Raw genomic sequence first — 25692 nt, 5'->3', positions numbered from 1 at the left:
AGATACGATATAATTCTATCAGCCGTCCGCCTTTTCTTCGGATCCGACCTCTTCTGAGCCGTCGACTTCCTTGCCGGACGGTTCAGCGGATATCTGGGTTATTTTGCTGAAATCATAGGGCTTACCATCGACATAGACCTTATACTCCCCGTTTTCAATAAGAATTTTTTCCGCAATTCCTGTAATTGCCTCGGAAGCTCCTCCTATCTTATTCTTGCTGACGGTTACTTCTTTACCGAGTATAGACATTACATAATTCTGCTTTGAATACTTACACAGATCCATCATTTCCTGCATAGTGGCAAACTGAGCCATCTGTGCGAGGTATTGCGTATCGTCAACCGGATTCATAAAATCCTGATTCGTAAGCTGAGTTATCATCATGTTAAAAAAGTCATTTACTGATAAATCACTACTATCATCGTCGCTGAATACGGCGTTATATACCTTACCGGAAGTACCGCCGCCGTTTATTATAGAAGAATAGTTTCTGTCTGAATCTACTCCGTTTACCGGCATATGATCATTCCTTTCTATATAATAATATCAAGACCCTCACGTCCGACGGGCGCAGAAGCCTTTTCCTCAAATACGTCAGCGCTGTCAGTCCTGCCGTAAATTATGTACCCTTTATTTTGATTATAGAATTGTTCGTTCTGCGGTTGATTACCGCTGTTTTGACCATAATACTGTTCAAATGACGGAGCTGCGGGCGCTACTGCATTCTTAATCATATCTGAAGGATTCACTATTTCCACATTATGCTGATTAAGAGAGCTCTGCAAAGAAGAAAGATTGCTGTTTAAAAGCTCGGCAGTTTTTGCGCTTGACGCCGTCATGCTCATCAGCATTTTTCCGCCGTCATTTTGAACAAGCCTTACTATAATTTCCCCAAGCCCCTCAGGTTTTAGCTTAACGGTAAACTCGCTTTTTCCGTTTTTAAGGTTTTCCTCCACGCCCTTTAGCAGTTGCTTTTCAGGAGCTTCAAATTCAGTTTTCATTCTGATATCTGACGTTATTCTGTCAAATCTTATATCAAGACCTTGCGCATCATTTTGCATCGCGCCTATCCCCGACGATTTCGTCTTTTCAGAATCCTTTACGGCAGGAACAGCTTCCTTTGCATTTTGCATGGTTCTGTAAAAATCCAGCAATCCGCTTTCATCCTGACTATCTGACGCTGAATCCTTGCCGGCAAACGCTTCGGCTCCTCCCTCACTGCCGGACTTATATCCGATGATCTCAAGCTCACCGCTTTCAATGTATTCATTAATAAGCTCGGACGCCGCGATTCCGTCAGCATTTAATCCGTTTGGCTTTACGGGCATTTCCTCATAAAGCGCGCTTAATTGTCCGCTGTTTCGGAGCGTATCGCTGCCCGTCATGACAAAACCGAGTAAACCTGATAGCTGACTCGGATCAACAGAAATAAGATTTCCGAAAAAATCAGAATTTTTTAAATCTATATCTTCGTTTTCCTGTGGTATAACAGGAAACTGCGTCTCTCCCGACATCAAATTTTCGGACAATATGTCTATAATTTCTCCGTATTGTGAAGGTATAGCTTTTTCATTCTGCAAGTCTCCGCCTGAACCGGTATTTGAAAGCATCGTCAGTATAATATCTGAAAATGAAAATCCGGATCCAAGCATTCGACTTATACCTGAAGAAATTCCGTTTTGCTGAATTTCCTGCTGTCTTAGACTCTGAACAATCTGTGCTGTTTCCATTTTAACTCACCTCCTTTCGCTGATTAGGCTTTCATGCGCCGTCTGAAGACATTTTAAACGATAAAAATTCTTCAACGGAGGTTTCATTTTCCTTAGCAAGAAGCTTTTTATATTCCTCAAGCTGCTGATCCTCCAGCTTGTCAAGACCTGAGACCTCCTGCGAAAGCCTCACGACGTTTCTGCGCTGTTTTTCTATTTTCATATCCGTCAGATTTATCTGATATCTGACCTGCGTCTGCTCACGCTTTACACCGTCCATTTGCATGCTGTAAAACATAAGCTTTGCAGCGGTAGTTCCGCTGGTTATGTCGTGATTAGAGCTATTTCTTAAATCCGTCATAGTCTGCTCAAGCATATTCATTTTTTCTTCATAAGCCAGCTTTTCGCGTCTTAGTCCAAGCAGAACATTTTTTTCTGATTCCAAAATCTGCTTTTTATAATCGCGCATTTTCTGCATAGAAAAGACAAATTTTTTCATAATCTGCCTCCGCATTTATCATATAAGAATTTCATTAATCATATCCACGGTGTCAGAAAATTCTACTTTAACGTCTACCGGCTGCTGCAAAAACTCATTGATTGCAGGCATACGTCCGATCGCGTCGTCAAGCTCCGGATTGCTTCCGGTTTTATAAGCTCCTATAGAAATCAAATCGGCATTTTCCTGATAAAGCGACATGATCTTTCTTATCTTAGAAGCGTTCGCTTTATGCTCTCCCGACACTATCTCCGACATAAGACGGCTTATGCTTGCAGTTATATCAATTGCAGGATAATGATTTTTCATTGCAATTTTTCTTGACAGCATTATATGTCCGTCTATAATTCCTCTGACAGTGTCCGAAACCGGCTCATTTGAATCGTCGCCCTCCACAAGAACCGTAAATATTCCGGTAATAGAACCTGTTTTAAAATTTCCGCAGCGCTCCAGAAGCTTAGGAAGCGAAGCGTATATCGACGGAGTATATCCTCTTGCAACCGGAGGCTCTCCGATGCTGAGTCCGATTTCACGCTCAGCCATACAGTATCTGGTAAGGGAATCCATCATCAGAAGCACATCCTTGCCCTGATCCTTAAAATATTCAGCTATAGTCGTCGCCGTCAAGGCGCATTTTGATCTCATGAGAGCCGGCTGATCAGACGTCGCGACAACAAGAACGGAACGCTTTACGCCCTCAGGTCCAAGATCACGGTCGATAAACTCCATAACCTCTCTTCCGCGCTCTCCCACAAGAGCAATCACATTAACATCAGCTTTTATATTGCGTGCAATCATACCCATAAGCGTACTTTTGCCAACGCCGCTTCCGGCAAAAATACCCATTCTCTGGCCCTTTCCTATGGTAAGCATGCCGTCGATAGCTTTAACGCCGAATTCAAGCGGTTTAGCGATAGGAGGTCTTTCAAGCGGATTAGAACGCATTCCGTTTATACTGTAAAGCGTTCCGCCGCTTAAAGCTTCCTTTCCGTCAAGAGGCTCTCCAAGGGCGTCAACCGTTCGTCCTATAAGACTGTTGCTTACGTTAATCATAAGCTTCTCACCGGTATTTTCTACAAAGCTGCCATATCCTATACCGTCCATATCAGAATAGGGCATCAGCATTACTTTGCCGTCCTTAAAGCCCACAACCTCGGCGGTTACATACTTTTTACCGGGTTTTACAGAAATTTTGCAGACATCTCCAATATTACAGTTTATTCCTGAGGCCTCAACAGTCATTCCTACAATCTGTTCTATCTTGCCGTAGGTTTTATAAAAAGAGTTCATTCGTATTCCACGACATAGATTTGAATGGTCAAGGTCAAATTTCATTTTCCTCACCTTTATCCTGTCTGCAAATATAATCCTTTAGGTTCTCAAGCTGAGCCGAAACTGACGCTACAATAATACCTTCCGACGTATTAATAATACATTCGTCGGTCGGAGCGTCCTCGTTAATTGATATTTCCACATTCTGACCGCCCTCGCACAGTTCCTTTTCAAGAGAATCAGCATATCCGGAAAGCTGCTCCGAAACCTCCGCCTTTACCCATGGAACGTCTCTGACTGACCTGACAGCATTCTTTACAAGCTTATACATAGTCATATCGTCATCGCTTATCTTCTGATAAATAATTTTTTCAGCTATTTCTACCGCAATATATTTAAGCTGTACGGCATACTCCTCGAAATATTCGTATTCATCCCGCTTCAATTGCTCGATACTTTGGGACAGATATTGTGAGAGATTTTCAATAAGCTCTGATTTTTCGGATATTCCCTTTCTAAGTCCCTCTCCATAGGCGTTCGTTTTAAGCTGTTCAGATTCCGCTCTGGCCTCTTCTAAAATACGGCTCTTTTCCTCTTCTGCTTCGCTTAAAATCTTCTGTGCTTCCAGCCTTGCATTATGTATAATAACATCTCGCTCATGAGCGGCTTTAAGTCTGCGTCTGCCTATCTCTCCGGAATTATCATTTAGCACCTTTTCCAGAATTTTATTGTAAACCTCTTCTGTCAGTACTGTTTTCCCCTCAGAATCATCTGCTTGAGCAGTCGTATCGTTAATAAATTCCACATCGGGAATTTTTACGGTTTTTTCTTTTTTCACAACATTTTCGGGCTTAAAGACTTTACGCAATTATCTCATCCTCTCCGCCCTTGGAAATAACAATATCGCCGGATTCCTCAAGCCGTCTGATAACAGAAACAATTTTCTGCTGAGCTTCCTCAACGTCGCGCATACGAACATTATGCAGATACTGCATATCTGTTTGAATAGTTTCACGCTGTCTTTGCGACATATTGTTGAATATAACGTTTGTCACTTCTTCTGAGGCCGCCTTCAGGGCGACTGTGAGATCCTTTGTATCAACTTCTCTGATAAAGGTCTGTATTTCCATATTGTCAAGATAAATAATATCCTCAAATACAAACATAAGCTTTTTAATATCCTCAGCCAGAACAGGATCTTCGTCGGATAATTCCTCGAATATGTACTTTTCAGTTTTTCTGTCAACACGGTTCATAATCTCAGCAATATAGTTGATACCGCCCATTTCCATAACGTCAACGGAGGTTACGGCGGATAATTTTTTATCAAGGACAGATTCAACTATACCAATTATTTCAGGCGAAGCTCTGTCAAGATTTGATATTCTTTTAATCACATCAAGCTGTATCTCGCGGAGAAGCTCCGATATAATAGATGAAGCCTGATCGGCCCTTGCATAGGACAAAACGATAGCAATAGTCTGAGGATGCTCATTCTGCAAAAGCATTAACAGATTCTTATAATCAACCTTTCTGACAACCTCGAACGCTCTTACTTTTCCGGATTTCACTATCTGTTCCATAAGATATGCTGATCGCTGTGCTCCGAATGCCTTTTCAAGAACCTCCTTGGCGTAAGTTTCTCCGCCCTCCGTTACCACCTTCTGGGTTATGCACATATCATAGAAATCGTCGATGATTTCTTTCATGTCATCAGAGGAAAGAAGATCTATACGGGATATTTCACTTGTTATCTCTTCAATTTCCTCATCCCTCAGATATTTGTATACTTCCGAAGCGCTATCGGCGCCCAAAGCAATAATAATTGCTGCAACCTTTGTTGCCGGAGTTATTTTCGGCTGCTGCTTTGACGTAGCGTTCGCCATTATTCACCACGCTCCTTTAACATAGAACGAATAAGAGCCGCAGCTATTTCCGGATTATTCTTTGCAAATTCCTTAACTTCTATCTCAGCCGCTTTTTCCGCTTTATTATGCTCCTCGGCTGCTTCCTCAAGGGTTTTTCTGTTATTTTCATCAATGGTGTTCTGTAGCCCCTGAATAGTAGCGTCATTCTCCTCCTGCTGCCTTTTCATTTTTTTCTTCATACTTCTTATAATCATAAATATAACTATAAGAGCCACCGCCAAAAATACGAATCCGCAAAGGCCAAGCAGAATAATAAGCTTTTTAGTATCCAGCCCCAGCTTTGAGGTAATACTTTCATCTCCCGCTGCAACCGGCAGCTTACCGCTTTCGCGGCTGTAAACTGAAATATTTTCCTCGTTTATATTTGTTGCATTTTTAACAAGCTGTATTACCGCGTTTCTCTCGTCTCTTGAAAGATAAGCGTTTTCAGTTGTTACTACAACAGAAATTGTAGCGGACTTTACAACGCCCTGCTCTTTTTCAGTCTGGGTAAGCACATAGCCCGGATCTATCCATTCCGTTTCTCTGTCGTAATGCGGGGTATTATCGCTGTTGAGTTCGTCCTCAGCATTGTTTTGATAATTCGGAATATCGGAATTATTTTCCTCTCCGGTTACTCCTCCCTCGTCCACAGGCGTGTTTTCAGTATCGTATGAAACATGCTCCTTGCTCTTTACACTTTCGCCATTTTCATCAGTCAGCAGTTCGCGTCGTTCCTCTACGATCTTATCATAGTCAAGCTCAACGGCCGCTACGGCGTCGACGCCCTCAGGATAAATATTCTGGAGTATTTCCTTTGCATTCGCCTCGTACATGCTCTTAAACGTATTTGTATATTCCATTTTGGTTTCCATATCGACCGTATTACTCGCGACAGCGTCTGCCTCTTCCTGAGACTGAAGCTCTCTGCCGCTTGTACTGTCAATTACCGTTACGTCCTCAGGCTCCATTTTCTGCGCGCTGTAAGCAACGAGCTTTTTAACTGCCGATACGTTTGCAGGAGTAAATCCCGCGCTGTTTGATAACGTCAGGGTAACGCTGGCGGAAGCCTTGTCACTAGATTCAGTCCATGCATAACCGTCCTTTTCCGGAACATTTATAGTTACAATAGCTCCGACAACGCCGTCTATCCTTTTAAGTGTTGTCTGCAATCTATCCTGAAGCTCAAATCTAAGCGTCTGTTTTTTTTCAAATTCCGTCATAGTCATGCCAAGATTGTCAAAAAAAGTACCATACGACGGCGCCGACTGAGGATATCCCAGCTCCGCCATTTCAAATACAAGACTATCCCATTCTCCGCGCTTGACTTCAATTTCGCCGTCTGAATTTATTTTCGTATCAACGCCTCTGTTCTGAAGCTCCAAGTAAACCTCGGTGGATTCCTCCTGAGACATATCAGGAAACAAGACTATCCAATCGGAAGACGATTTCTTATTCAGAAAAACCGTAAGCCCTACCGAACCGACAATAATAACGATCAGCGCTGAAATAATAAGTATCTTTGCAGCCTTTGCAAGTCCTCCCCAAACAGTTTTAAGCTTTTCCTTTACTGAATTGAATTTTTCCTTCATTTACAAACCAAACTTCCCGTATTATTTTTTAAAATCAAACCTGCATAGACATGATTTCCTTATACGCGTTCACCGCTCTTGTTGTAAGCTGAACAGTAGTTTCAATCGCGGTAGAAGCCTTTGTAGCGTCGATCATTGCAGACTCAATATCGCTCGACGCTCCTGTCGATATATCATAAGCGCTCTGAAGCGACTGCATCTCAAGATCCTTGACGCTCTGAATTTTCTGCTTAAGTATATCTCCGAAAGAACCGGAACCGTCGTTTTCTTCTGTCCGGTCAATTTTATCAATAGTATTCAAAGCCTCAATAGAAGGCATTGAGGTAAACGGCACTATAAACATAAGCTATTCTCCGTTCCGCCGTAAAATCCGGCATATTTTAATAATTTTTTATATTATACATTTCTGCCGATTTCAAGCGCTTTAGAAGCCATAGCTTTAACGACTGAAAGCGCGCTGACATTAGCCTCGTAAACCCTTGAAGCTTCCATCAGATCGACCTGCTCCTCCGTATTATTCACATTCGGGTAATAAACATATCCTTCCTCGTCCGCGTCCGGATTGTCAGGGTCATAGACAGGATTAAAGTCCTCCTGACTTTCAACTACCTCCGCAACCCTTACCCCTCCGCCCATAACGTTATTAAGTGTTTCGTCGAAGGATTGCGTTCTTGTCTGGAATACTACCTGCTTTCTTCTGTAAGGCTCGCCGCTTTCAGTTCTGGTAGTAGTCTGATTTGCTATATTCTGTAAAATAATATTTGTTTTGAAACGTTCGGCGGTAAGCGCGGAGCCTACAATATTAATAGAATTTAAAAAAGCCATAAAAATTTTCCTTTCATGCTTTTGCATTTAATTTTATCTGAAATTGGTGTTTGTCAGAACATACCGAAGATCCGCGATAGACGAATTCATTTTTCTTATAATGGCGGACGACTGAAGATATGTGCTGTAGAGTTCCAGATTCTCCTTATCAACGTCGACATTGTTTCCGTCTACAAGTACTTCCGTATCCTCAACCTCCGAAACCTTCGCCCTGAAATTATATTTTCTTCCGCCGTCAATCTTTTCATCAAGAGTATTTTCAAAAGTAACATATTTATATTTGTAATCAGGCGTGTCAATATTTGCTATATTCTGTGTATGAATCTGCTGTTTGATATTAAGCTGCTTCAAGCCGCTTTCCATCGCTTTGAAAGCCAGTGAATCCAGATACATATTACCAAACCTCCGTTAAAATATTAAATTAATTTACACTTTTTATATTTCTTTTATTATACATTAAATCCGTTTAAAAATCAACTAAAAATTTATTTTTCCTTTTTTTACTTTATATTATTACATATTTCAACTAAAACTATTATTTAAACTTTGAACTGCTTTTTCGCCCTCGTCAAGAATATTTACTACTCCGCGGACACAGGATATATATCCCTGAGCTACAAGAAATGAAATTCTGCTTTTGACAAATATCTGGGCAATGCACAATACGTTTGAAATATTTCCTACAGTAAGGCGGTTTCCCTTAAATTCGTAAGCGGCTTTTAAAATAAAATAATCCAGTATATTGATCCCGTCCGCAGATTCTTCTGCCGGTTCATCGCCGAATACCGACGCCTGAAAATCTGCTGTTTCTCTGTATTCTTTATCATACTTCGCCGTAACAGACGCTTCAGGAAGATTTGCGGGATTTCTTATTCCATTCAGCTTCTTTACATGCGAATAAATATCCGTAAACATTTCCCTTGCCTCCTCGTCTTTCGAGCCCGTAAAGTTTTCAGGACAGCCGACAATAACAAGAAGCTGTTTGGCTCTTGAAAGCGCTACGTTTATTCTTCGGCAATCTTTCGCAAAGCCTATATTATGTAAATTATTATTTCTGACAAAGCTGATAATTACAATATCCTCCTCCATTCCCTGAAAACGGTCCACCGAACCAATACGCAGATCTATATTGGACAATCCGCCGAAAAAACCGCTTCCTATGAGCTTATCCTCAAGCAGCTTTACCTGCGCGTCATAAAATGTTATAACCCCTACGCTGCGTCTGCTGCCGCTTTGCAGAAGATTTTGATTAATCATAAATAATATTCTTTTTATATATTCGGCTTCATATATATTGTAATAGCTTTTATTCCGCCTTGCTTCAAAATAATGTTCCCTGTTTTCAGTTACATACCATATAACATGATTATCGGTCCCGATATCGTTGCATCGGCAGCCGTGATCCTTAGGTTCCACAGACGGAGACTCAAGCCTTCCTGCGTCTGTGTTGATATAAAAGCGGTTTATAAGTCCGGCTATATCCCTGTGCATACGGTACTGCCGGAAAAGCATAGTCTTCATACCGTCAGGCGCCGATTCATAAAGTTCTTCAAAAAGGCTAATTTTCATCAGGCTATGAATTCTGTCGTCCGAATCTTCAGCGCCCGTTTCGTCATAGGCCTTACTGTCAATATACGGAGGAAGCTGCTTATGATCCCCTACAAGAACTATTTTCTTTCCCTTAAGCATAGGAAGTATAATGTCCGGAGGCGTGCTTTTGCTGGATTCGTCTATTATTACAACGTCAAACGACGGATAATTGTTTTCAAAATCCGCCGTGCCGCTTTGTATACAGGTTATGCCTATAACGTTTGCGTTATCTATATAAAGCTGTTTCAACGCGCTGTAGCTGACGCCTTCGCCGTTTATTCTGTTCCTCCATTCTGATAAAAGCTTTTGCCATTTAATATAGCGGGACGCTAAATTGGCGTAATAAAGATTAACGGAATTTTCTATTTCATCTAACGGAGGATTTTCAGCGCATACACCGTCAAGCGCATTAGCATAGAATTTATCCGAAATCTGTTCGCTGAATAAATTAACGGAATATTCATGTTCCCTGATAGCGCCGCGCAGTTCCTTCAAAACGTCGTTATACTTAATCTTCACAGAAAAATACTGAGAATCAAAGTCCTCGCATAATGCGTCAAGGCTCAAACGGAAAGCGTCTGTATTAAAACGGTATTCTTCGTTATTTTTTATAGAATATATTCTGTCAGCCAGCTTTATGGTTTTAAGCTGAATACTCATCATAAGATTTTCAGCGCGTCTATAATAAATTGCCGCTACTTTCCCCCATTTAGGGCGGAAAAACAGCGATTTCATTCCAAAGGGAATGGATTTAATTATTCTTTCTCCTTCCCTGTAAAGATTGATGGTAATATCCCTGTCAGCATAATAAAAAACTCCCTCGTACGCCGTATTCTCCATTCTTCTTTTGGACGTATGCTTTTTAATAAATGCGAACTGACGCGTAAATTTCGAGGTATACTCGCTGAAAAATTCAAGCTCGTCTTCCAGCTCGCGGATTTTTTTTACATCGGATTCAATATCTGCAAATTTCAGCGATATTTCATTATAAATATTATTCGGAACTCTGAAATCGGAAGGATAAAATTTTCTGGCTGCGAAAGCGTCCTCTATATCCTCCTTTTCATAGGCGGCCCCTACAAGCTCAAGAAAGACATCTCTTTTTGAATCTGCCTCCTCAAGTACGTTTTTATAAAAAAAAGCCTGCGTTTCAAGGTCGTTCCTAATCCTGTAATTTGCCGCAGCTTCCTCAGCGGCGTTCAAAACGTCCGGAAGTCTGCTTTTTTCCTTTTTAAGCTTATTAAGCCGGTTATTTAAATCAAGAGCCATTTTACCTGCCGATTCAGAAACGCATCCTATCCATGTGCGGACAACGTTATCCTCAACAAAGGGAAGTCCCTCGTCTTCAACCCTTGAAGAATCTCCCTTACGGAGCACTCTTACGTCATTGTGATTCATTACTCTTGATATAGCGTTGTCAACCGCAAGATTGGATTGCGATACAACAAGCGTTTTAAGTCCTCTTACAGCATTCTGATAGCATATTTCCGCAATTACCGTAGTCTTTCCTGTTCCGGGAGGGCCTTGTATAAGATAAAGATCCTCCGCGTTGAGCGCTCCCTCCACTGCTGAAAGCTGTTCGATATTCATATTTTTCATAAGCAGATCTTCCGGCTGAAGGGAAATATTGTCTCCTCTTTCCATATTGGCCCTTGACGGATCAAAAAGAAATTCAGTAAGCCGCTTGTTTACCGCCTCCCCCCTGCACAATTTATCAAGTCCCGTTTTCATTCTTTTGCAGGTAATCAAAGCGGCGGCGTCAAAAACGGCCAATTTGGTTTGTCCGCTTACAAGACTGCCGGGAAGTCTATCGGTCCTGACGTAAAGCGTTCCTTTTTCAAATCTTTCTACCTTACCGAAGGAATAGGACGGTTCATTGCTGTTATCCACAGCTCCGATACTCAGATTCTTTATTTCGCCGATTTCATCATATCCGCTTACATGGATAAAAAACAATCCGCCGCATTCGCCGGTTACTTCTTCAAACCGGAAAAAGTATATATTTTCCCGTGCCTTTTTCATAAGTATATCTATATATTCATACCACATATCCAGTCTTTTTTTCAATTCCGGACTAATATGAAATAATTTTCCTCCGGCTTTATGCACAAAGCTTACGGCTATTCGCTTACCGTTTGTTACCGATCCTCTAGAAACGCTACGGCAGGAAAAGGTTTTTCCGTCAAGCTTTCCCTTCAGCAAAACAGAAATATCCCGGCAAATAATATTGATCCACACCAATTCGTCTACGATAGAAATATCTGATATAAATTCACGGCTTTCCGGAATAAGCAAAAGAGGCAGCTCGTACTTGGAGCATTTCATATCTGAAAAAATCGCTTTAAGCTCGTCAACAGCGCGCGGCGACGCTTCAAATTCAAGTCTAAGACCTTTAACTTCCATCCTCTTTGCCTCCCAAAGCAATAATCAGTAATTTATTATAGCATAAAATCATACATTTTACAATAATCAATAATATGAACCATAACCGGATACATACTCGGTATTTATCCTTGTAATTTCTCTGCAACAATGTTATAATATATTTAAAATATCAAATTGACGGGAATGGTGTCCGATGAAAAAATGGGTGGTTAAAAAACCCGATAAACAAATATCCAAGAAGCTTGAAGCGGAATGCTCTGTAACTCCGTTGTGCGCAGACGTGCTTGCGGCCAGAGGTATCAGCTCGCCTGCCGAAGCCGCGGAGCATTTTAACGCCGACAGCCTTTCGGATCCTTTCCTTTTAAAGGATATGCGCGAGGCGGCTCAGCTTATCAATACCGCAGTGGAAAATTTCACCTGTATATGCGTTTTCGGAGACTACGACTGCGACGGCATAGCTTCTACAGCAATGCTTTTTTCATATTTGGAGTGTATGGGAGCTAACGTCTTTTACATGATCCCTGAAAGAAACGACGGCTACGGATTAAATGAAAGCGCTGTACGAAAAATGCATGAGCAGGGAGCGGAGCTTATTATAACTGTGGACAACGGAATATCCGCCCATAATGAAGCGGAGCTTATTTACGAACTCGGCATGAAGCTTATAATCACAGATCATCATCAGCCGGGAGAAACGCTGCCGAAAGCAGAAGCGATAGTCAATCCTCACAGAAAGGACTGCGCCTCTCCCTTCAAATACCTATGCGGAGCCGGAGTCGTCCTGAAACTGATAGCAGCGGCAGAAGGCGGCGGATATGATACAGCGCTTAACGAATACGGAGAGCTTGCGGCTCTTGCAACAATAGCAGACGTAGTTTCCCTTACAGGAGAAAATAGACTTATTGTAAAATACGGTTTGAAGCTTCTTGAAAATTCAGAACGAACAGGTATAAACGCATTGATCTCCAAAAGCGGAATAAAATTTCCTATAACTGCAACGGCCGCTGCTTTCGGATTGGTTCCTAGGATCAACGCCTCAGGACGCTTTGGATCTCCTCTGACTGCCGCAAGGCTTCTCCTTACCGACGACGAAAACGAGGCGGCTCTCTTTGCAGACGAGCTTGAGGAATTGAATACCCAAAGAAAAAAGGAAGAAAATTCCATTATACAAAATATCAGTGATTCGGTAAATCATAATCCTGATCTGCTCATTGAAAGAGTTCTGGTACTAAGCGGAGAAGGCTGGCATCACGGAATCATAGGAATAGTAGCTTCAAGGATTCTTGAACGTTTCGATAAGCCCTGTTTTATAATTACGCGGGAGGGAGAAATTTCAAGAGGCTCCGCCCGATCCTTCGGAGGCTTCTCGATTTTCGGAGCGCTTCAATACTGCGAAGATCTGCTGATAAAGTACGGCGGACATCCCGGAGCAGGAGGCTTTTCGATAGAAACCTCAAAGATTCCGGAATTTACAGAAAGACTTCAAAAATACGCCGGAGATATATTTGATTTTATGCCGCTTCCGGATATTACTGCCGATAAACTTATATTACCGTCCGAAATAACGATTGATAACGTAAAAGGGCTAAAGATTCTTGAGCCTTTCGGAGAAGGCAGCAGACAGCCTGTATTCGCCATGGGAGGAACCTCAGTTCAAGAAATCGTGCCGTTGTCCAAGGGATTACATACCAAGCTGCGCCTTGTCTGCGCGGGAAAAAGATTTGACGCCCTCCTTTTCCGTCAATCTCCCAACGAGCTTTTTATCAAAGCCGGCGACCGTATAGACATAATGTTTACAATGGAGGCACAAACATTTGCAGGCAAGGAATCCGTCAGTATAATTTTAAAGGATTACAGGAAAAGCGGTCTTGAGCAAAGAAAATATTTTGCCGCAAAGGACGCATATGAAAAATACCGCCGGCATGAAAAGCTGCCGATTTCCTATTATGAAAAAATATGTCCCGACAGAAATGAGCTGATTCCCGTATATAAAAAAATCGTATCGGGAAAATTCTGTACCGATACGCTTTATATGTCCTTTATTCCGGATCTGAATTACTGCAAAATGATGATATGCATTGATATTTTCAGAGAGCTGGGATTAGTCCGTCTCGATCCGTTTTCACAGGAAATAAGAGCGGTGAAGGGCGCGCCAAAGGCTGATCTGGAAAATTCATTAATTTTAAAGGATCTTAAGGAAAAATGCAATAAGGAGGTAACGGTATGAACGACGAATATACTATTGATATGCTTATCCAAAAAATACTTACCGACGACAAGCAATATGATTTAAGTAAAATAATAACCGCTTATGAGTTTGCTTCAAAGGCTCATGAGGGACAAAAGCGTTCCTCAGGTCAGCCTTACATCATACATCCGCTCGCCGTTTCATATATCCTTCTCGAGCTGGGAATGGACACCGACACAATATGCGCCGCAATGCTCCATGATGTCGTTGAAGATACTCATACAACGCTTGAGGAAGTAAAAAAACGCTTTGGGCAGGATGTCGCAATGCTTGTAGACGGCGTAACCAAGCTGAATCAGGTTCCCATGTTCAACAAAGAGGAGCAGCAGGCGGAAAACGTCAGAAAAATGATGCTTGCAATGTCGCAGGATATACGAGTAATTATAATAAAGCTTGCCGACAGGCTTCATAATATGAGAACGCTTGAATTCCGCCCGGGAGTAAAACAGCGTAACACAGCGCATGAAACAATGAACATTTATGCGCCTATCGCACACCGCCTTGGAATGAGAGGAATCAAAGAAGAGCTTGAAGATCTTTCCTTCCATTATCTCGATCCTTTTGCATATTCCGAAATAGAGCATATTCTCGAAATAAAGAAAAGCGAGCGCGAAGCATTTATAAACAGCATAAAGGAAACGATTGCCTCCCGCTTCAAAGATCAGAAATTTATCAAACCTCCTCAGATCGACGGACGCGTTAAAAGTATTTACAGCATATATAAGAAAATGTTCGTACATCATAAATCCATAGAGGAAATATACGATAAATATGCTGTCAGAATAATTGTATCGACCGTCGGCGAATGCTATAATGTTTTAGGACTCGTCCACGATATGTACAGGCCTATCCCAAACCGATTCAAGGATTATATATCGACTCCGAAAGCAAATATGTACCAATCGCTGCATACTACGGTACTGGGCAAAGAGGGTATTCCCTTTGAAATACAGATAAGAACGTGGGAAATGCATGCAACCGCCGAATACGGTATCGCAGCCCACTGGAAATACAAGCAGGGCATAAGCCGCAACGACACAAAAATGGAACAGAGGCTGGCCTGGATAAGGCAGGTAATAGAGGCCCAGCAGACTTCTGATGATGTGGAAGAAATAGTCCGTATTATAAAAACCGATCTTGCTCCGGAGGATATCGTCGTAATGACGCCAAAGGGAGATTCCATCTCACTGCCGATCGATTCCACAGTCATTGATTACGCCTATAAAATTCATACTCAGATCGGTCACAAGACGGTCGCGGCAAAAGTTGACGGAAAAATCGTTCCCTTAGATTACAAGCTTCAGACCGGAGAGATATGTGAAATAATAACGAGCAGCGATCCGGACAAGGGCCCTAACAGAGCATGGCTTTCCATTGCCAAAACCAACGAGGCGAAATCAAAGATCCGATCATGGTTTAAAAAAGAACGGCGTGATGAAAATATACAGACTGGCAAAGCTGAGCTTGAAAGAGAATTCAAGCATTTCAGAATAAGAATACCTGAAGGAGAGCTTGAGGAATTCCTTGCGGACGATCTTAAACGTCATAACTGTAATACTATTGAGGATTTTTACGCTTCCATAGGCTACGGCGGTACAACGCTTTCAAAAATCCTTCCGAGGCTCAGGGATAAATACCAAAAACTTTACCAAAAAGAGGAAGAGCCTGAAAAATCCGTAATAAAGCCAGTCAGAAAACAAAGCAGCATAATACTTGATAAAATTGACGATTGTACTGTAAAATTTGCACAGTGCTGCAATCCGCTTCCGGGAGATGAAATCGTCGGATTTATTACCAGAGGACACGGAATATCGGTTCATACAACCGGGTGCACCAATTACATTGCCGCCCTAAAAAGAGACGACGAGGAAGAGCTTGCAAGATGGATGGACGTTCAATGGACTGATAGCGAACAGGCAAGCCTGCAAACAAGCATAGAGGTAATAGCGCTTGACCGCGTAGGACTTGTTTATGATATTACAGCAATCCTCACAGAAGCCAGGATTCCTATCCTTCACTCGTCGTCTCGTAATCTGAAAAACGGTAACGCTCTTTTTGAAGCTACTATTACAATAGCAAACATCGAGCAGCTAAAGGGGCTGTTTGATAAATTAAGAAGAGTAAAAGACGTTATTTCAGTGGAAAGAGCAAAAATATAAAAAAAGGCGTCCTTAAAGGACGCCTTTTTACTCTTTTTCCTTTGTACGCTGCCTTATATTCTCTTCCTTCAGGAGCCTTCCTTCCCTAAGAAGAGCTTCAAGCGCTTTTGAATCATTATTGAAAATAGCGTTTCTGTATTCGGATAAATGGCAGATTAACTGATCTATTTCATAAATAAGGCAATCCCGATTTTCAAGAAACAGCGATGTCCACATAGATTCGTTGAGCGTAGCCGTTCTTGTCATATCCTTAAAGCTTCCTGCACTGAACCCGAATTCCTTCTGCATGGTCGGACTTTTTACATAGGCGCTTGAAACTACATGCGCAAGCTGCGAAGTGTAGGCTATAACGCTGTCATGTATAAAAGGAGTAGTTTCAACAATTCTTCCGAAGCCTATTTCCTTTGCCAGCTTTTCCACAGTCAAAACAGCGTGTTTATCTGTTTTCTCCAGCGGAGTTATTATAAAATTAGCGCCGATAAACAGCGAACCGTCTGAAAATTCAAATCCAAAGCGCTCCTTTCCCGCCATAGGATGAGTTCCTACATAACAAACTCCGTACCGGGCGGCTATGTCAGTCGTTTCTACCGTCATTCTGCCCTTTATTCCGCATACGTCGGCAAGTATCGCGCCTTTTTTAAACGAGCTTAAATATCCGTTCATAAATTGCTTTGCAGCGTCAGGATGAAGCCCTACTATTATCATATCAAATAATCCGAAGCTATCGGGAGTAACTCCTTGAATTATACATCCGCATTCCTCAGCAGCCTTGATAACGCCAGTATCCAGATCATATCCGTAAACCTCATGTGACGTATAGCTGCTTATAGCCTTGCAGTAAGACCCTCCTATAAGACCAAGACCTGCTACCAGAATTTTCATTTATATCTCCTTAAATAAACCGTTATTATATTATTTTATTTTCCAGCGCGCATATTTTACTGACGTCGTTCATAACTTCTTTGAAAGCTTCCGGCGTCAGCGACTGCGCTCCGTCGCATAACGCCTGAGAAGGATTCGGATGAACCTCTATCATTAATCCGTCCGCACCCGCTGCGGCGGCAGATTTGGCAAGCGGTCTTATAAGAGAGGACTTTCCGGAAGCATGACTGGGATCAGCAATAACCGGCAAATGAGTAAGCTGGTGAAGAACCGGAATAGCTGAAACGTCAAAAGTATTTCTTGTAGCCGTTTCAAATGTCCTGATACCTCTTTCGCAAAGTATGACGCTTTCATTACCGCCTGACATAATGTATTCGGCGCTCATGAGCCATTCCTCAATAGTATTGGCAAGTCCTCTCTTAAGAAGAATTGGCTTTCTGCATTTTCCCAATTCAGCAAGCATTTCGAAATTTTGCATATTCCTTGCCCCTACCTGAATTATATCTACATCGTTGAAAAGATCAATATGCTCAAGACTCATAAGCTCGGTTACAACAGGCAGTCCGGTTTCTCTTTTTGCAGTAAGAAGAAGCTCCAACCCCTTTTCCTTTAATCCTCTGAACGCATAAGGCGATGTACGCGGCTTAAAGGCTCCTCCCCTCAGAAAAGCCGCTCCGGACGCCTTTACCGCTTTTGCACAGCCTACTATCTGCTCCTCGCTTTCAATCGAACAGGGCCCTGCCATAACGGCAAAATGCCCGCCTCCTATTTTAACGCCGCCGACGTCTATTACAGTATCCTCCGAATGAAACTTTCTGTTTACAAGCTTGTATGGCTCCGATACTCTTTGTACCTTTTCAACAATATCCAGAGCCTCAACGTCCTCAACGTTTATCCTTGAGGTATCTCCGATAAGCCCTATAATAGTAGTTTCCGCGCCCTTGCTTAAATGAATTCTGAAGCCCTGAGATTCAAATTTTTCAGTCAAAGTTCTTAACTTTTCCTTATCCGCATTTCCACATACAATTATCATAATAATCCTCCGATTCCGCCTTTTAAGGCATAGTCACAAAAATCCTTTCAGGCTGTACGCGCAAATTCCGTATGCTACGCGCCTTTGCTGAAACGTCGGCAAAGCGCCCTACTGAACGATATTAGCGACTTTTGAAAAATTCCTGTTTATACAAATAAATATAACACAAATGCTATTTGCTGATTTAAATAGTATATCACTTTAAAGTCTAAAAGTCAAGAGCCGTTTATAAAAAAATTAAACCGGCTGAATAATATCAACCGGTTTTGACTTATAAAAGGCCGAAGCTAATTGAAAGAGCATTATTAACGCGGCTCATATCCCCCGTTTCAAGCTCTCCCATTCGTTCCTTCAGGCGCTTTTTATCTATTGTTCTGATTTGTTCAAGCAGCACGACGCTGTCCTTGGCAAGGCCGCAGCCAGACGCGCTTAATTCTATATGTGTAGGCAGCTTAGCCTTCTCCTTCTGGCTTGTGATGGCCGCCGCTATAACTGTCGGACTATGTCTGTTTCCAACATCATTCTGAACTATAAGTACCGGTCTGACGCCGCCCTGTTCGGATCCGACAACAGGGCTGAGATCAGCATAATAAATTTCGCCTCTTTTAACTGACATAATATGCACTCCTAATCCTGTTTTTATTGCTCCGAAAGCAATTCTCTATGTAATTATGATTGCCGATTTTTTTATATTTCATACATGAAAATTAAAAATTGTATGTATGTTTTATTAACAGTATATTCCTAAAAGCAGCTTTGGTGAATATGTAGTTCAAGCCGGATACCATATGGCAGACGATATTATTTACATATAATTTGACATAAAATGTGAAATATGCTATAATAAAAAAATAACAAAAAATTTATTAAGGAGATGCAGGAATGGAAAAAAATATTGAAGAATTTTACTCTTTTATTTCGTCACAATCAAAACAGTGCAGCGATAATTTTGTTATCGACCCTGAATTATACGACAAGCTAAACGTCAAAAGGGGTTTAAGAGATAAAAATGGAAACGGCGTTCTTGCAGGACTCACTTCGATTTCGTCAGTTGAATCATTTAAAATTGAAAACGGAGAAAAAATACCTGTAGACGGTACTCTTCTTTACAGAGGATATAACATTAACGATCTGGTAAACGGCGTTGTTAATGCTAAAAGGTACGGCTTTGAGGAAACCGCTTACCTTCTTCTGTTCGGAAAGCTGCCGAATCAGAAAGAGCTTAAGGACTTCTGCGGAGTACTCGGTAATTTGAGATGTCTGCCCACAAATTTTGTACGCGACGTTATCATGAAAGCGCCGAGCAAGGATATTATGAACACGCTGACGAGAAGTATTCTAACCCTTGCTTCCTATGATGAAAATGCCGCCGATAATTCTATTGAAAACGTACTTCGCCAATGTCTTATGCTGATAAGCGAGCTGCCTATGCTTGCGGTTTACGGTTTCCATGCTTACAACCATTATGAATGCGACGACAGCATGTATATCCACCGCCCTGACTCTGAGCTTTCCACAGCGGAAAATATTCTGAGAATGCTGCGTCCGGATATGAAATATTCTCACCTTGAAGCGGAAGTACTTGATATAGCGCTTATGCTGCATATGGAGCACGGCGGAGGAAATAATTCAACATTTACAACTCATGTTGTTACGTCGTCAGGCTCTGACACATATTCCGTTATGGCAGCGGCATTGTCTTCTCTTAAAGGTCCTAAGCACGGCGGCGCTAATATAAAGGTCGTTGAGATGATGAACGATCTGAAGGAAAATGTTAAGGATCTTTCTGATCAGGAACAGGTTGGCGAGTATCTTGAAAAGCTGCTGAATAAAGAGGCCTTTGACCGAAAGGGATTAATTTACGGCATGGGCCATGCAGTATATACTATTTCAGATCCAAGAGCCAAGATTTTCAAAAATTTTGTTTCTGAATTAGCGGAGGAAAAGGGCCGTCTTGAGGATTATAAATTATATTCCATGGTTGAAGAGCTTGCGCCGAAAATTATATCTCAAAAGCGTAAAATTTATAAGGGTGTAAGCCCTAACGTTGATTTTTACAGCGGATTTGTTTACGGTATGCTTGATATTCCTCTTGAACTGTTTACTCCCATTTTTGCAATGGCAAGAATTGTAGGCTGGAGCGCACATAGAATAGAGGAGCTTGTCAATACTGATAAAATTATCAGACCCGCCTATAAGAGCATTGTTAAGCCTTTAGAATATATAAATATGAATGACAGATAAAAAAGTCCGGTAACATTACCGGACTTTTTTATTTTATTCATAAAGCAAGCCGGCATATAAATACCGGCTGTTCACTTTATTATGGAAGAAGAGTTTTTGCTATTTCTATCGCGTCATAAAGATCGCATATTCCGTCGCCGTTTACATCTGATAATTGAAGCGTTTCCGAATCAAAATCTATCATTTCCATAATATATTTTGCTATTTCAATTGCATCATAAAGATCCGAAGCAATTCCGTCGTTATTTACATCGCCTTTATCCCGATTTGATACAGAAGTTACTTCTACTCCATTTTCATTTTTATTTAACATATATTTATAAACAGAATATACATTGTCATCAAGTACACGTTCAATCTTAATAGAATATTCACCATTTTCAGCAAATCTATAAACCGAAACGTCTATATTTGCTCCGCCAACAGAGTTTTCAATATCATCATTATTCCAGTTTATATTATTTATATCAGTATCTCGACTGCATATCTGATTAAATATCTTTTCCGGCTTATTTGTTTCAGAAAAACTTTCTGACAGCGTAAATCCTGAAAACAATTCATCAGTAACGATAATAGCTGTATCATCTACTACTTTAATATTGCCATTATCTTCAAGAAACAGTTTTGACTGCGAAAGAGTAGTAGGAATAGGTGAAAGTTCAAATTTACCATTTCCCAATGAATTATATAATATTGTTAATTTTGAACCTCTCTCATCTATTTTCTTTTCATCAAAATCATAAAATACCATATCAATTTCAATATCTTCGTTACCATTTAATGACAAATCATAAACATCGTATTTTCCGAATTTTTCAGACGAATCGACAGTATAATTTACCGAACTTCCTCCGTCAATCAGATCGTCCTCAAACACATATCCATATCTTTCAGTAAAACCGTCGTCAGGTACTACCAATATTGCGCTTTTTCCACCGTCAGTTACAACTGTTTCACCAAATTTTTCATAAAACTCTTTTGCTGATTCCACATCATTCGGAACTGTAATTGATTCAGATTCACCCAAAGCGCTCACGGTAAAAATCGAAGTACAAGATAATGAAATCACAGCTGCCAAACATACTGAAATAGTTTTAATAACTTTTTTCATATAAAGCCCTCCTTAAATCTTTAAATATTACCATTTTATAGCATTTTAAAACTATAAATATCGTATTGGTTATATTATATAATACGGATATTATTAATTCAATGGTTAAAACACACAAAATTCGCATAATATTTTCTAATTGTATTTTTTGTGTGAACAAATCATGAACAAACTATGAACAGCCGACATTCATTTAAAATGTCGGCTGTTACTTTATTATGGAAGAAGAGTTTTTGCTATTTCTATCGCGTCATAAAGATCGCATATTCCGTCGCCGTTTACATCTCCTATTGATAATTGGCTTTCCGTAAATGAAAATTTATTTATCAAATAACTTCCTATCCAAACAGCATCATATAAATCTACCGTTTCATCAACGTTTACATCACCTTTAATCAATTCTCTTTCTTGTGAAGGAGGAAATAATGTATCAACAGGCACGTATGTAAAATCACATACCTGACGAATACAATATAAAACTTTACTATGAATAATTATGTTTTCTTCAGTTGCCTGTATTGATTTGCCATAATAATCTGTCAGATTTATAGAATAAATGTCCTGATAAAAGTTTTGATAATTATTTACTGGTTCAACTGAAATGTACTCAATATCATTATTAATTAATGAATTTATAGTATTTTCAGATATGTTTGCCTTATATCTCAAATCAAATTTTGTCGTTATAAAATGACCGCTGATTATATTATTATAGTCAGAAAAAATCTCATCTTCATATTCATTAATTCCGTTTTTAATTTGCTCATAACATTCAATCGCATTATCAAGAGCTAAAAATCTTTCATTGCTCATTTCAAGCAATTCATTTAACGTATATAACTTTTCATTACTCTCCGCATATGCAAAATTTGAACCTAATAATGACAAAGACATAATTGCTGAAAGAAATACGCCCGTAATTTTTTTAATTTTCATAATAATCAACTCCTTCTTGATTCAAAAAATACTGCTGTATTCTCTCATCTAATTTATTAATCTGATAAGAATTTTCCATTGATGTTAAACTTGATCTAATGCCAATTACATCAGCAATATTTACATATCCGTCATTATTATAATCTCCAAGATAAAGTTGCAAATTAGACAATGGAGATATCATAGAAACATAATCCATTAACATATCTGCATCTTCTTCTGTTACCGATCCACTATAATTCAAATCTCCTTTATTTAGACCAAGTTGATGATATGCCGCAAATCTATTACTCATATTACTTAATGATTTAAAACTAGTAATTTTGTTCCCCTTATTATCCATTAATCTAACATCGTGTACTTGTCACAACAATTTTTCCTTCATTTAAAACATTTTTTAAACCTTGCAATGCAGTTGAGGATGGTGATGATATATTGGAATTAACAGGAATTTCATATTTATTAATTTTTGTTATACGTGTTTGTAAAGCTTCTATTTTTTCATCTTCTAAGCCAGAAGCCCATTCGATATAATCCGAACTATTTCCGGTATAAGGAAAATCATTATTTTTCAAACATCCCAAGCTCATTAATACCTTGTAATTATTGGTTAATGTTGTTCCACTATTATATCCGTTATTTGCAAAATTATATGTCCATTTGGGTGAATATATGACTCTATCTGATTCGGAATTTACATGATTAAGTTTATTAACTTCATATGTATACTGATAATACGTTGTAGCATATGAGGCGCATGACCCTAAACTCTTTTGATCTCCAATCGGAGGAAAACAAGGTGATGTACTTAAATCAACAGAACTTGGCAATATATATTTAGTCCCTACATCATTTTTGGCACTACCATAGAATTCATCAAGTTCCTCTTATGTCTCTGGAATACAACCTAATTTATATTCGATATATTCAGCATATATACTTTCTGTTCCAATATAAATATTTGTTATAATTAAGCATATTACAACCATACAATAATTAAATTTTTTTAAGTTTCATTTTTAACACTCCTCAATTTTTCTTATTTAATCAGGATATAACCCAATTATTCCATAATCACATTATATAACTAATCTTGATTTTATTCAATGGTAAAAATGAACAAAATCCGCATAATATTTTCTAATTGTATTTTTTGTGTGAACAAATTATGAACAAACTATGAACAGCCGACATTCATTTAAAATGTCGGCTGTTCACTTTATTATGGAAGAAGAGTTTTTGCTATTTCTATCGCGTCATAGAGATCTGTCACACCGTCACGGTTTATGTCGGCGAGGAGAATCGTGTCCTCGTCAATATCAGTAATGTTCATGATGTACTTTGAAATTTCAATTGCGTCATAGAGGTCGATTAAATTATTTCTGCTTATATCCCCCCACATATAAATGGATTTTGCTGCGTATAAATCAGGATTTTCAGAATCGTTTATCGGAATCTCCGGAAAAATTGGAGAAACAGAAATTATGCCGTCATAATTTTCTATAAGTGAATCACATACAGATACAATTTTTGTAAGAATATCTTTATCAGTATAATATTTAGAAAGTGTTAAAAATTTTCCGTCATTCGTAATTTTAAATTCATCATCAGTATCATAATATCCGGCGAGTTCAGGAAAATCAGAAGGTTTTGTATCGATAAAAGAGCCGTCAGTATTAATTGTAATACCGCCTATTTCATTAAAAGTATCTTTGTAAACCATATAATTGACTCTTGCACTTGTTATTTTACCTTCAGTCATGAGGTTTCTTGCAATTTCCGTCACTTCATCTTCAAGTTCGCATAATGTTTGTAATGAATCAAGAGTAACACCAATAATATACTCATTTTCCTCGGGTTCTAATTCGCTATAGATTTCCTGACCATATTCGGTCTGATACATAAACTTTTTATCGAATTTGGAGACATATGATATTCTGTCAACGCCAAAGTATTCAATATCAGGATTAACACCGTCAGGAACATTTACAACTACATAGCAAAATTCTGAAGAGAATCTTTCAATATTTCCGTCAGAATAACAGGTAATTTGAACTGAATTAGTATTAACGCTTCTTCCCTGTTCATACTGCCATGCAATTTCACTCTCTGATTCTGCCGCAAATGCCTGAACCATGCCTGACGACAGAACAATAACGGCTGACAAAATCACTGATAGACGTTTTTTGTATTTTTTCATAAAAATCAGCTCCTTATTCAAAGATAATTATTATCGTATGCAAACTGAAGCGTTTCAGAATCTATTCTCGTACTACCACAATTCTGAGTAGAAACTATTCCAATTACAGTTCTATATGTTTTTATTTGAAATACTCCATCTGATGTTCCGGGCACGCCAAAACTGCTTTCTACATATATCGGCCCGCCGCTTGTTCCACCTGTTACATATGCACTTGTTGTAAATACATTACTATTTATAGAATTTACAACTCCGCTTGATTTTTTCAAAATCGAATCATAACTTACATCTTCTAAATAATAATAATATCCTAAAACATGAACAGGAATATTACTATTGTTCAACAATGTGGAATTTGTTTGCGCTCCTAAATAAAATTTTCCATATTCACTTAAATCTTCTTGAACAGTGATAATTGCATAGTCTGCTGCAATATCGCTTTCATAGAATCCAGAATTAGGATGATCAGCTCTAGAATTTATGAAATCAAGGGGGATATGAGCGGAAATTGCTGTTAGATGAACAACTGTATTAACGGCGCTGTCTGACGGATTACTGTAATTTATCATTAAGTTCATACTTGAACAAAAAGACGTACCGCCATAAACCACATGAGCAGCAGTCATTATTTCATGATCACCAATAATGAATCCAGTGCCATTAAATCCTATATTAACAACAGCTGTATCTGGAGATGCCGTTTCTCTTGGATCATCTGATAAAGAACGAGACATTGCATAAGAAGCGTAATTATAAGTAGGTATTTCCGGTAATGTATAAGTCTGTGTCTGCCCAGTTGCATAAGTATATTTCACATAATCCGTTCCGCCCGTTGCCGCTGCTTTCTGCATATCGTATCCGCTGAAAATAACAGTCGCAGACATTACAAGAAATGTTATAACAACCAAAATTTTATTTTTCATTCTAAATTTAACCATTTCAGTTTCCTCCTTTTACTGCATTGTGATTGTCAGAATACCCACCATTGTAACATATGCCATAATAGACGTTCTATCCAAATCATCAACAACGCCGTTCTGATTTACATCAATGTCAGATAAATCTGACGGTTTCCAATTGCCAATCAACGCCATGTTGAT

General features: G+C 39.6%; 24 protein-coding genes. 3 read left to right on the top strand and 21 right to left on the bottom strand.

Translation table 11 applies throughout. From position 1 onward, the window contains the following. Positions 1-18: 18 nt before the first annotated feature. From ACYQ0N_RS02970 to ACYQ0N_RS02920, 11 genes are all read right to left on the bottom strand, one after another. Positions 19-519 (bottom strand): flagellar hook capping FlgD N-terminal domain-containing protein, encoded by a 501-nt coding sequence (locus tag ACYQ0N_RS02970; RefSeq protein WP_460161818.1) that lies wholly within the window; start codon positions 517-519, stop codon positions 19-21. Between the two features lie 14 nt (positions 520-533). Then, positions 534-1730: a flagellar hook-length control protein FliK gene (locus ACYQ0N_RS02965; protein ID WP_460161817.1), complete on the bottom strand. Its 1197-nt coding sequence runs from the start codon at positions 1728-1730 to the stop codon at positions 534-536. 31 nt (positions 1731-1761) lie between these two features. Next, positions 1762-2208 carry a flagellar FliJ family protein gene (locus ACYQ0N_RS02960; RefSeq protein WP_177532171.1) on the bottom strand — a complete coding sequence of 149 codons (447 nt, stop codon included), beginning with the start codon at positions 2206-2208 and terminating at the stop codon, positions 1762-1764. A gap of 18 nt (positions 2209-2226) precedes the next feature. Further along, positions 2227-3498 (bottom strand): flagellar protein export ATPase FliI, encoded by a 1272-nt coding sequence (gene fliI, locus ACYQ0N_RS02955; protein WP_177532203.1) that lies wholly within the window; start codon positions 3496-3498, stop codon positions 2227-2229. A gap of 34 nt (positions 3499-3532) precedes the next feature. After that, a complete protein-coding gene (locus tag ACYQ0N_RS02950) occupies positions 3533-4348 on the bottom strand; it encodes a FliH/SctL family protein (protein ID WP_177532172.1) in 816 nt (271 codons plus the stop codon). Next, entirely contained in the window at positions 4341-5366 is a 1026-nt protein-coding gene (fliG, locus tag ACYQ0N_RS02945; protein WP_460161816.1) for a flagellar motor switch protein FliG, read from the bottom strand. The genes ACYQ0N_RS02950 and fliG overlap by 8 nt, the downstream gene beginning before the upstream one ends. Beyond that, entirely contained in the window at positions 5366-6979 is a 1614-nt protein-coding gene (fliF, locus tag ACYQ0N_RS02940) for a flagellar basal-body MS-ring/collar protein FliF (RefSeq protein WP_460161815.1), read from the bottom strand. The genes fliG and fliF overlap by 1 nt, the downstream gene beginning before the upstream one ends. A gap of 34 nt (positions 6980-7013) precedes the next feature. Beyond that, a complete protein-coding gene (fliE, locus tag ACYQ0N_RS02935) occupies positions 7014-7322 on the bottom strand; it encodes a flagellar hook-basal body complex protein FliE (RefSeq protein ID WP_460161814.1) in 309 nt (102 codons plus the stop codon). A 53-nt stretch (positions 7323-7375) separates the two neighbouring features. After that, positions 7376-7804 carry a flagellar basal body rod protein FlgC gene (flgC, locus tag ACYQ0N_RS02930; protein WP_177532176.1) on the bottom strand — a complete coding sequence of 143 codons (429 nt, stop codon included), beginning with the start codon at positions 7802-7804 and terminating at the stop codon, positions 7376-7378. 33 nt (positions 7805-7837) lie between these two features. Further along, the gene (locus ACYQ0N_RS02925; protein ID WP_460161813.1) at positions 7838-8197 is read right to left on the bottom strand and encodes a flagellar basal body rod protein FlgB; all 360 of its coding nucleotides are present in this window, start codon (positions 8195-8197) and stop codon (positions 7838-7840) included. Positions 8198-8326: 129 nt separating this feature from the next. Continuing rightward, positions 8327-11797, bottom strand: a complete 3471-nt coding sequence (locus tag ACYQ0N_RS02920; protein WP_460161812.1) for a DEAD/DEAH box helicase — start codon at positions 11795-11797, stop codon at positions 8327-8329. A gap of 175 nt (positions 11798-11972) precedes the next feature. Here ACYQ0N_RS02920 and recJ point away from each other — a divergent pair, with 175 nt between their 5' ends. Both recJ and ACYQ0N_RS02910 read left to right on the top strand, forming a co-directional pair. After that, a complete protein-coding gene (gene recJ, locus ACYQ0N_RS02915; RefSeq protein WP_460161811.1) occupies positions 11973-14006 on the top strand; it encodes a single-stranded-DNA-specific exonuclease RecJ in 2034 nt (677 codons plus the stop codon). After that, positions 14003-16186 carry a RelA/SpoT family protein gene (locus tag ACYQ0N_RS02910; protein WP_177532180.1) on the top strand — a complete coding sequence of 728 codons (2184 nt, stop codon included), beginning with the start codon at positions 14003-14005 and terminating at the stop codon, positions 16184-16186. Before recJ ends, ACYQ0N_RS02910 begins: the two co-directional genes overlap by 4 nt. 27 nt (positions 16187-16213) lie before the next feature. Here the strand turns inward: ACYQ0N_RS02910 and ACYQ0N_RS02905 are convergent, their stop codons facing one another. The 3 genes from ACYQ0N_RS02905 to ACYQ0N_RS02895 all read right to left on the bottom strand — a co-directional run bounded on the left by ACYQ0N_RS02905 (position 16214) and on the right by ACYQ0N_RS02895 (position 18717). Next, positions 16214-17068 (bottom strand): prephenate dehydrogenase, encoded by an 855-nt coding sequence (locus ACYQ0N_RS02905; RefSeq protein ID WP_460161810.1) that lies wholly within the window; start codon positions 17066-17068, stop codon positions 16214-16216. Positions 17069-17093: 25 nt separating this feature from the next. Further along, entirely contained in the window at positions 17094-18104 is a 1011-nt protein-coding gene (gene aroF, locus ACYQ0N_RS02900; protein ID WP_460162163.1) for a 3-deoxy-7-phosphoheptulonate synthase, read from the bottom strand. A gap of 268 nt (positions 18105-18372) precedes the next feature. Beyond that, complete coding sequence (locus ACYQ0N_RS02895) at positions 18373-18717, bottom strand: type II toxin-antitoxin system PemK/MazF family toxin (RefSeq protein WP_177532182.1); 345 nt, start codon at positions 18715-18717, stop codon at positions 18373-18375. Between the two features lie 266 nt (positions 18718-18983). Between ACYQ0N_RS02895 and ACYQ0N_RS02890 the strand changes: the two genes are divergently transcribed. Beyond that, entirely contained in the window at positions 18984-20345 is a 1362-nt protein-coding gene (locus ACYQ0N_RS02890) for a citrate/2-methylcitrate synthase (RefSeq protein WP_460161809.1), read from the top strand. 79 nt (positions 20346-20424) lie between these two features. Here ACYQ0N_RS02890 and ACYQ0N_RS02885 read toward each other — a convergent pair whose 3' ends face one another. From ACYQ0N_RS02885 to ACYQ0N_RS02855, 7 genes are all read right to left on the bottom strand, one after another. After that, positions 20425-21456 carry a dockerin type I repeat-containing protein gene (locus ACYQ0N_RS02885; protein WP_460161808.1) on the bottom strand — a complete coding sequence of 344 codons (1032 nt, stop codon included), beginning with the start codon at positions 21454-21456 and terminating at the stop codon, positions 20425-20427. Positions 21457-21672: 216 nt separating this feature from the next. Beyond that, positions 21673-22392 (bottom strand): dockerin type I repeat-containing protein, encoded by a 720-nt coding sequence (locus ACYQ0N_RS02880; protein WP_460161807.1) that lies wholly within the window; start codon positions 22390-22392, stop codon positions 21673-21675. Next, entirely contained in the window at positions 22382-22735 is a 354-nt protein-coding gene (locus ACYQ0N_RS02875; RefSeq protein ID WP_177532186.1) for a hypothetical protein, read from the bottom strand. The genes ACYQ0N_RS02880 and ACYQ0N_RS02875 overlap by 11 nt, the downstream gene beginning before the upstream one ends. A gap of 4 nt (positions 22736-22739) precedes the next feature. Continuing rightward, complete coding sequence (locus ACYQ0N_RS02870; protein WP_460161806.1) at positions 22740-23222, bottom strand: hypothetical protein; 483 nt, start codon at positions 23220-23222, stop codon at positions 22740-22742. A 392-nt stretch (positions 23223-23614) separates the two neighbouring features. Next, positions 23615-24592 carry a dockerin type I repeat-containing protein gene (locus ACYQ0N_RS02865; protein ID WP_177532188.1) on the bottom strand — a complete coding sequence of 326 codons (978 nt, stop codon included), beginning with the start codon at positions 24590-24592 and terminating at the stop codon, positions 23615-23617. Between the two features lie 17 nt (positions 24593-24609). Continuing rightward, positions 24610-25530, bottom strand: a complete 921-nt coding sequence (locus ACYQ0N_RS02860; RefSeq protein ID WP_460161805.1) for a trypsin-like serine peptidase — start codon at positions 25528-25530, stop codon at positions 24610-24612. 15 nt (positions 25531-25545) lie between these two features. After that, entirely contained in the window at positions 25546-25686 is a 141-nt protein-coding gene (locus ACYQ0N_RS02855) for a hypothetical protein (protein ID WP_460161804.1), read from the bottom strand. Between the last annotated feature and the right edge of the window lie 6 nt (positions 25687-25692).

It is taken from the genome of Ruminococcus sporogenes, assembly GCF_054655175.1.
Note: the sequence above shows the minus strand (reverse complement) of the source record. Positions and strands in the feature narration are given on the sequence as shown.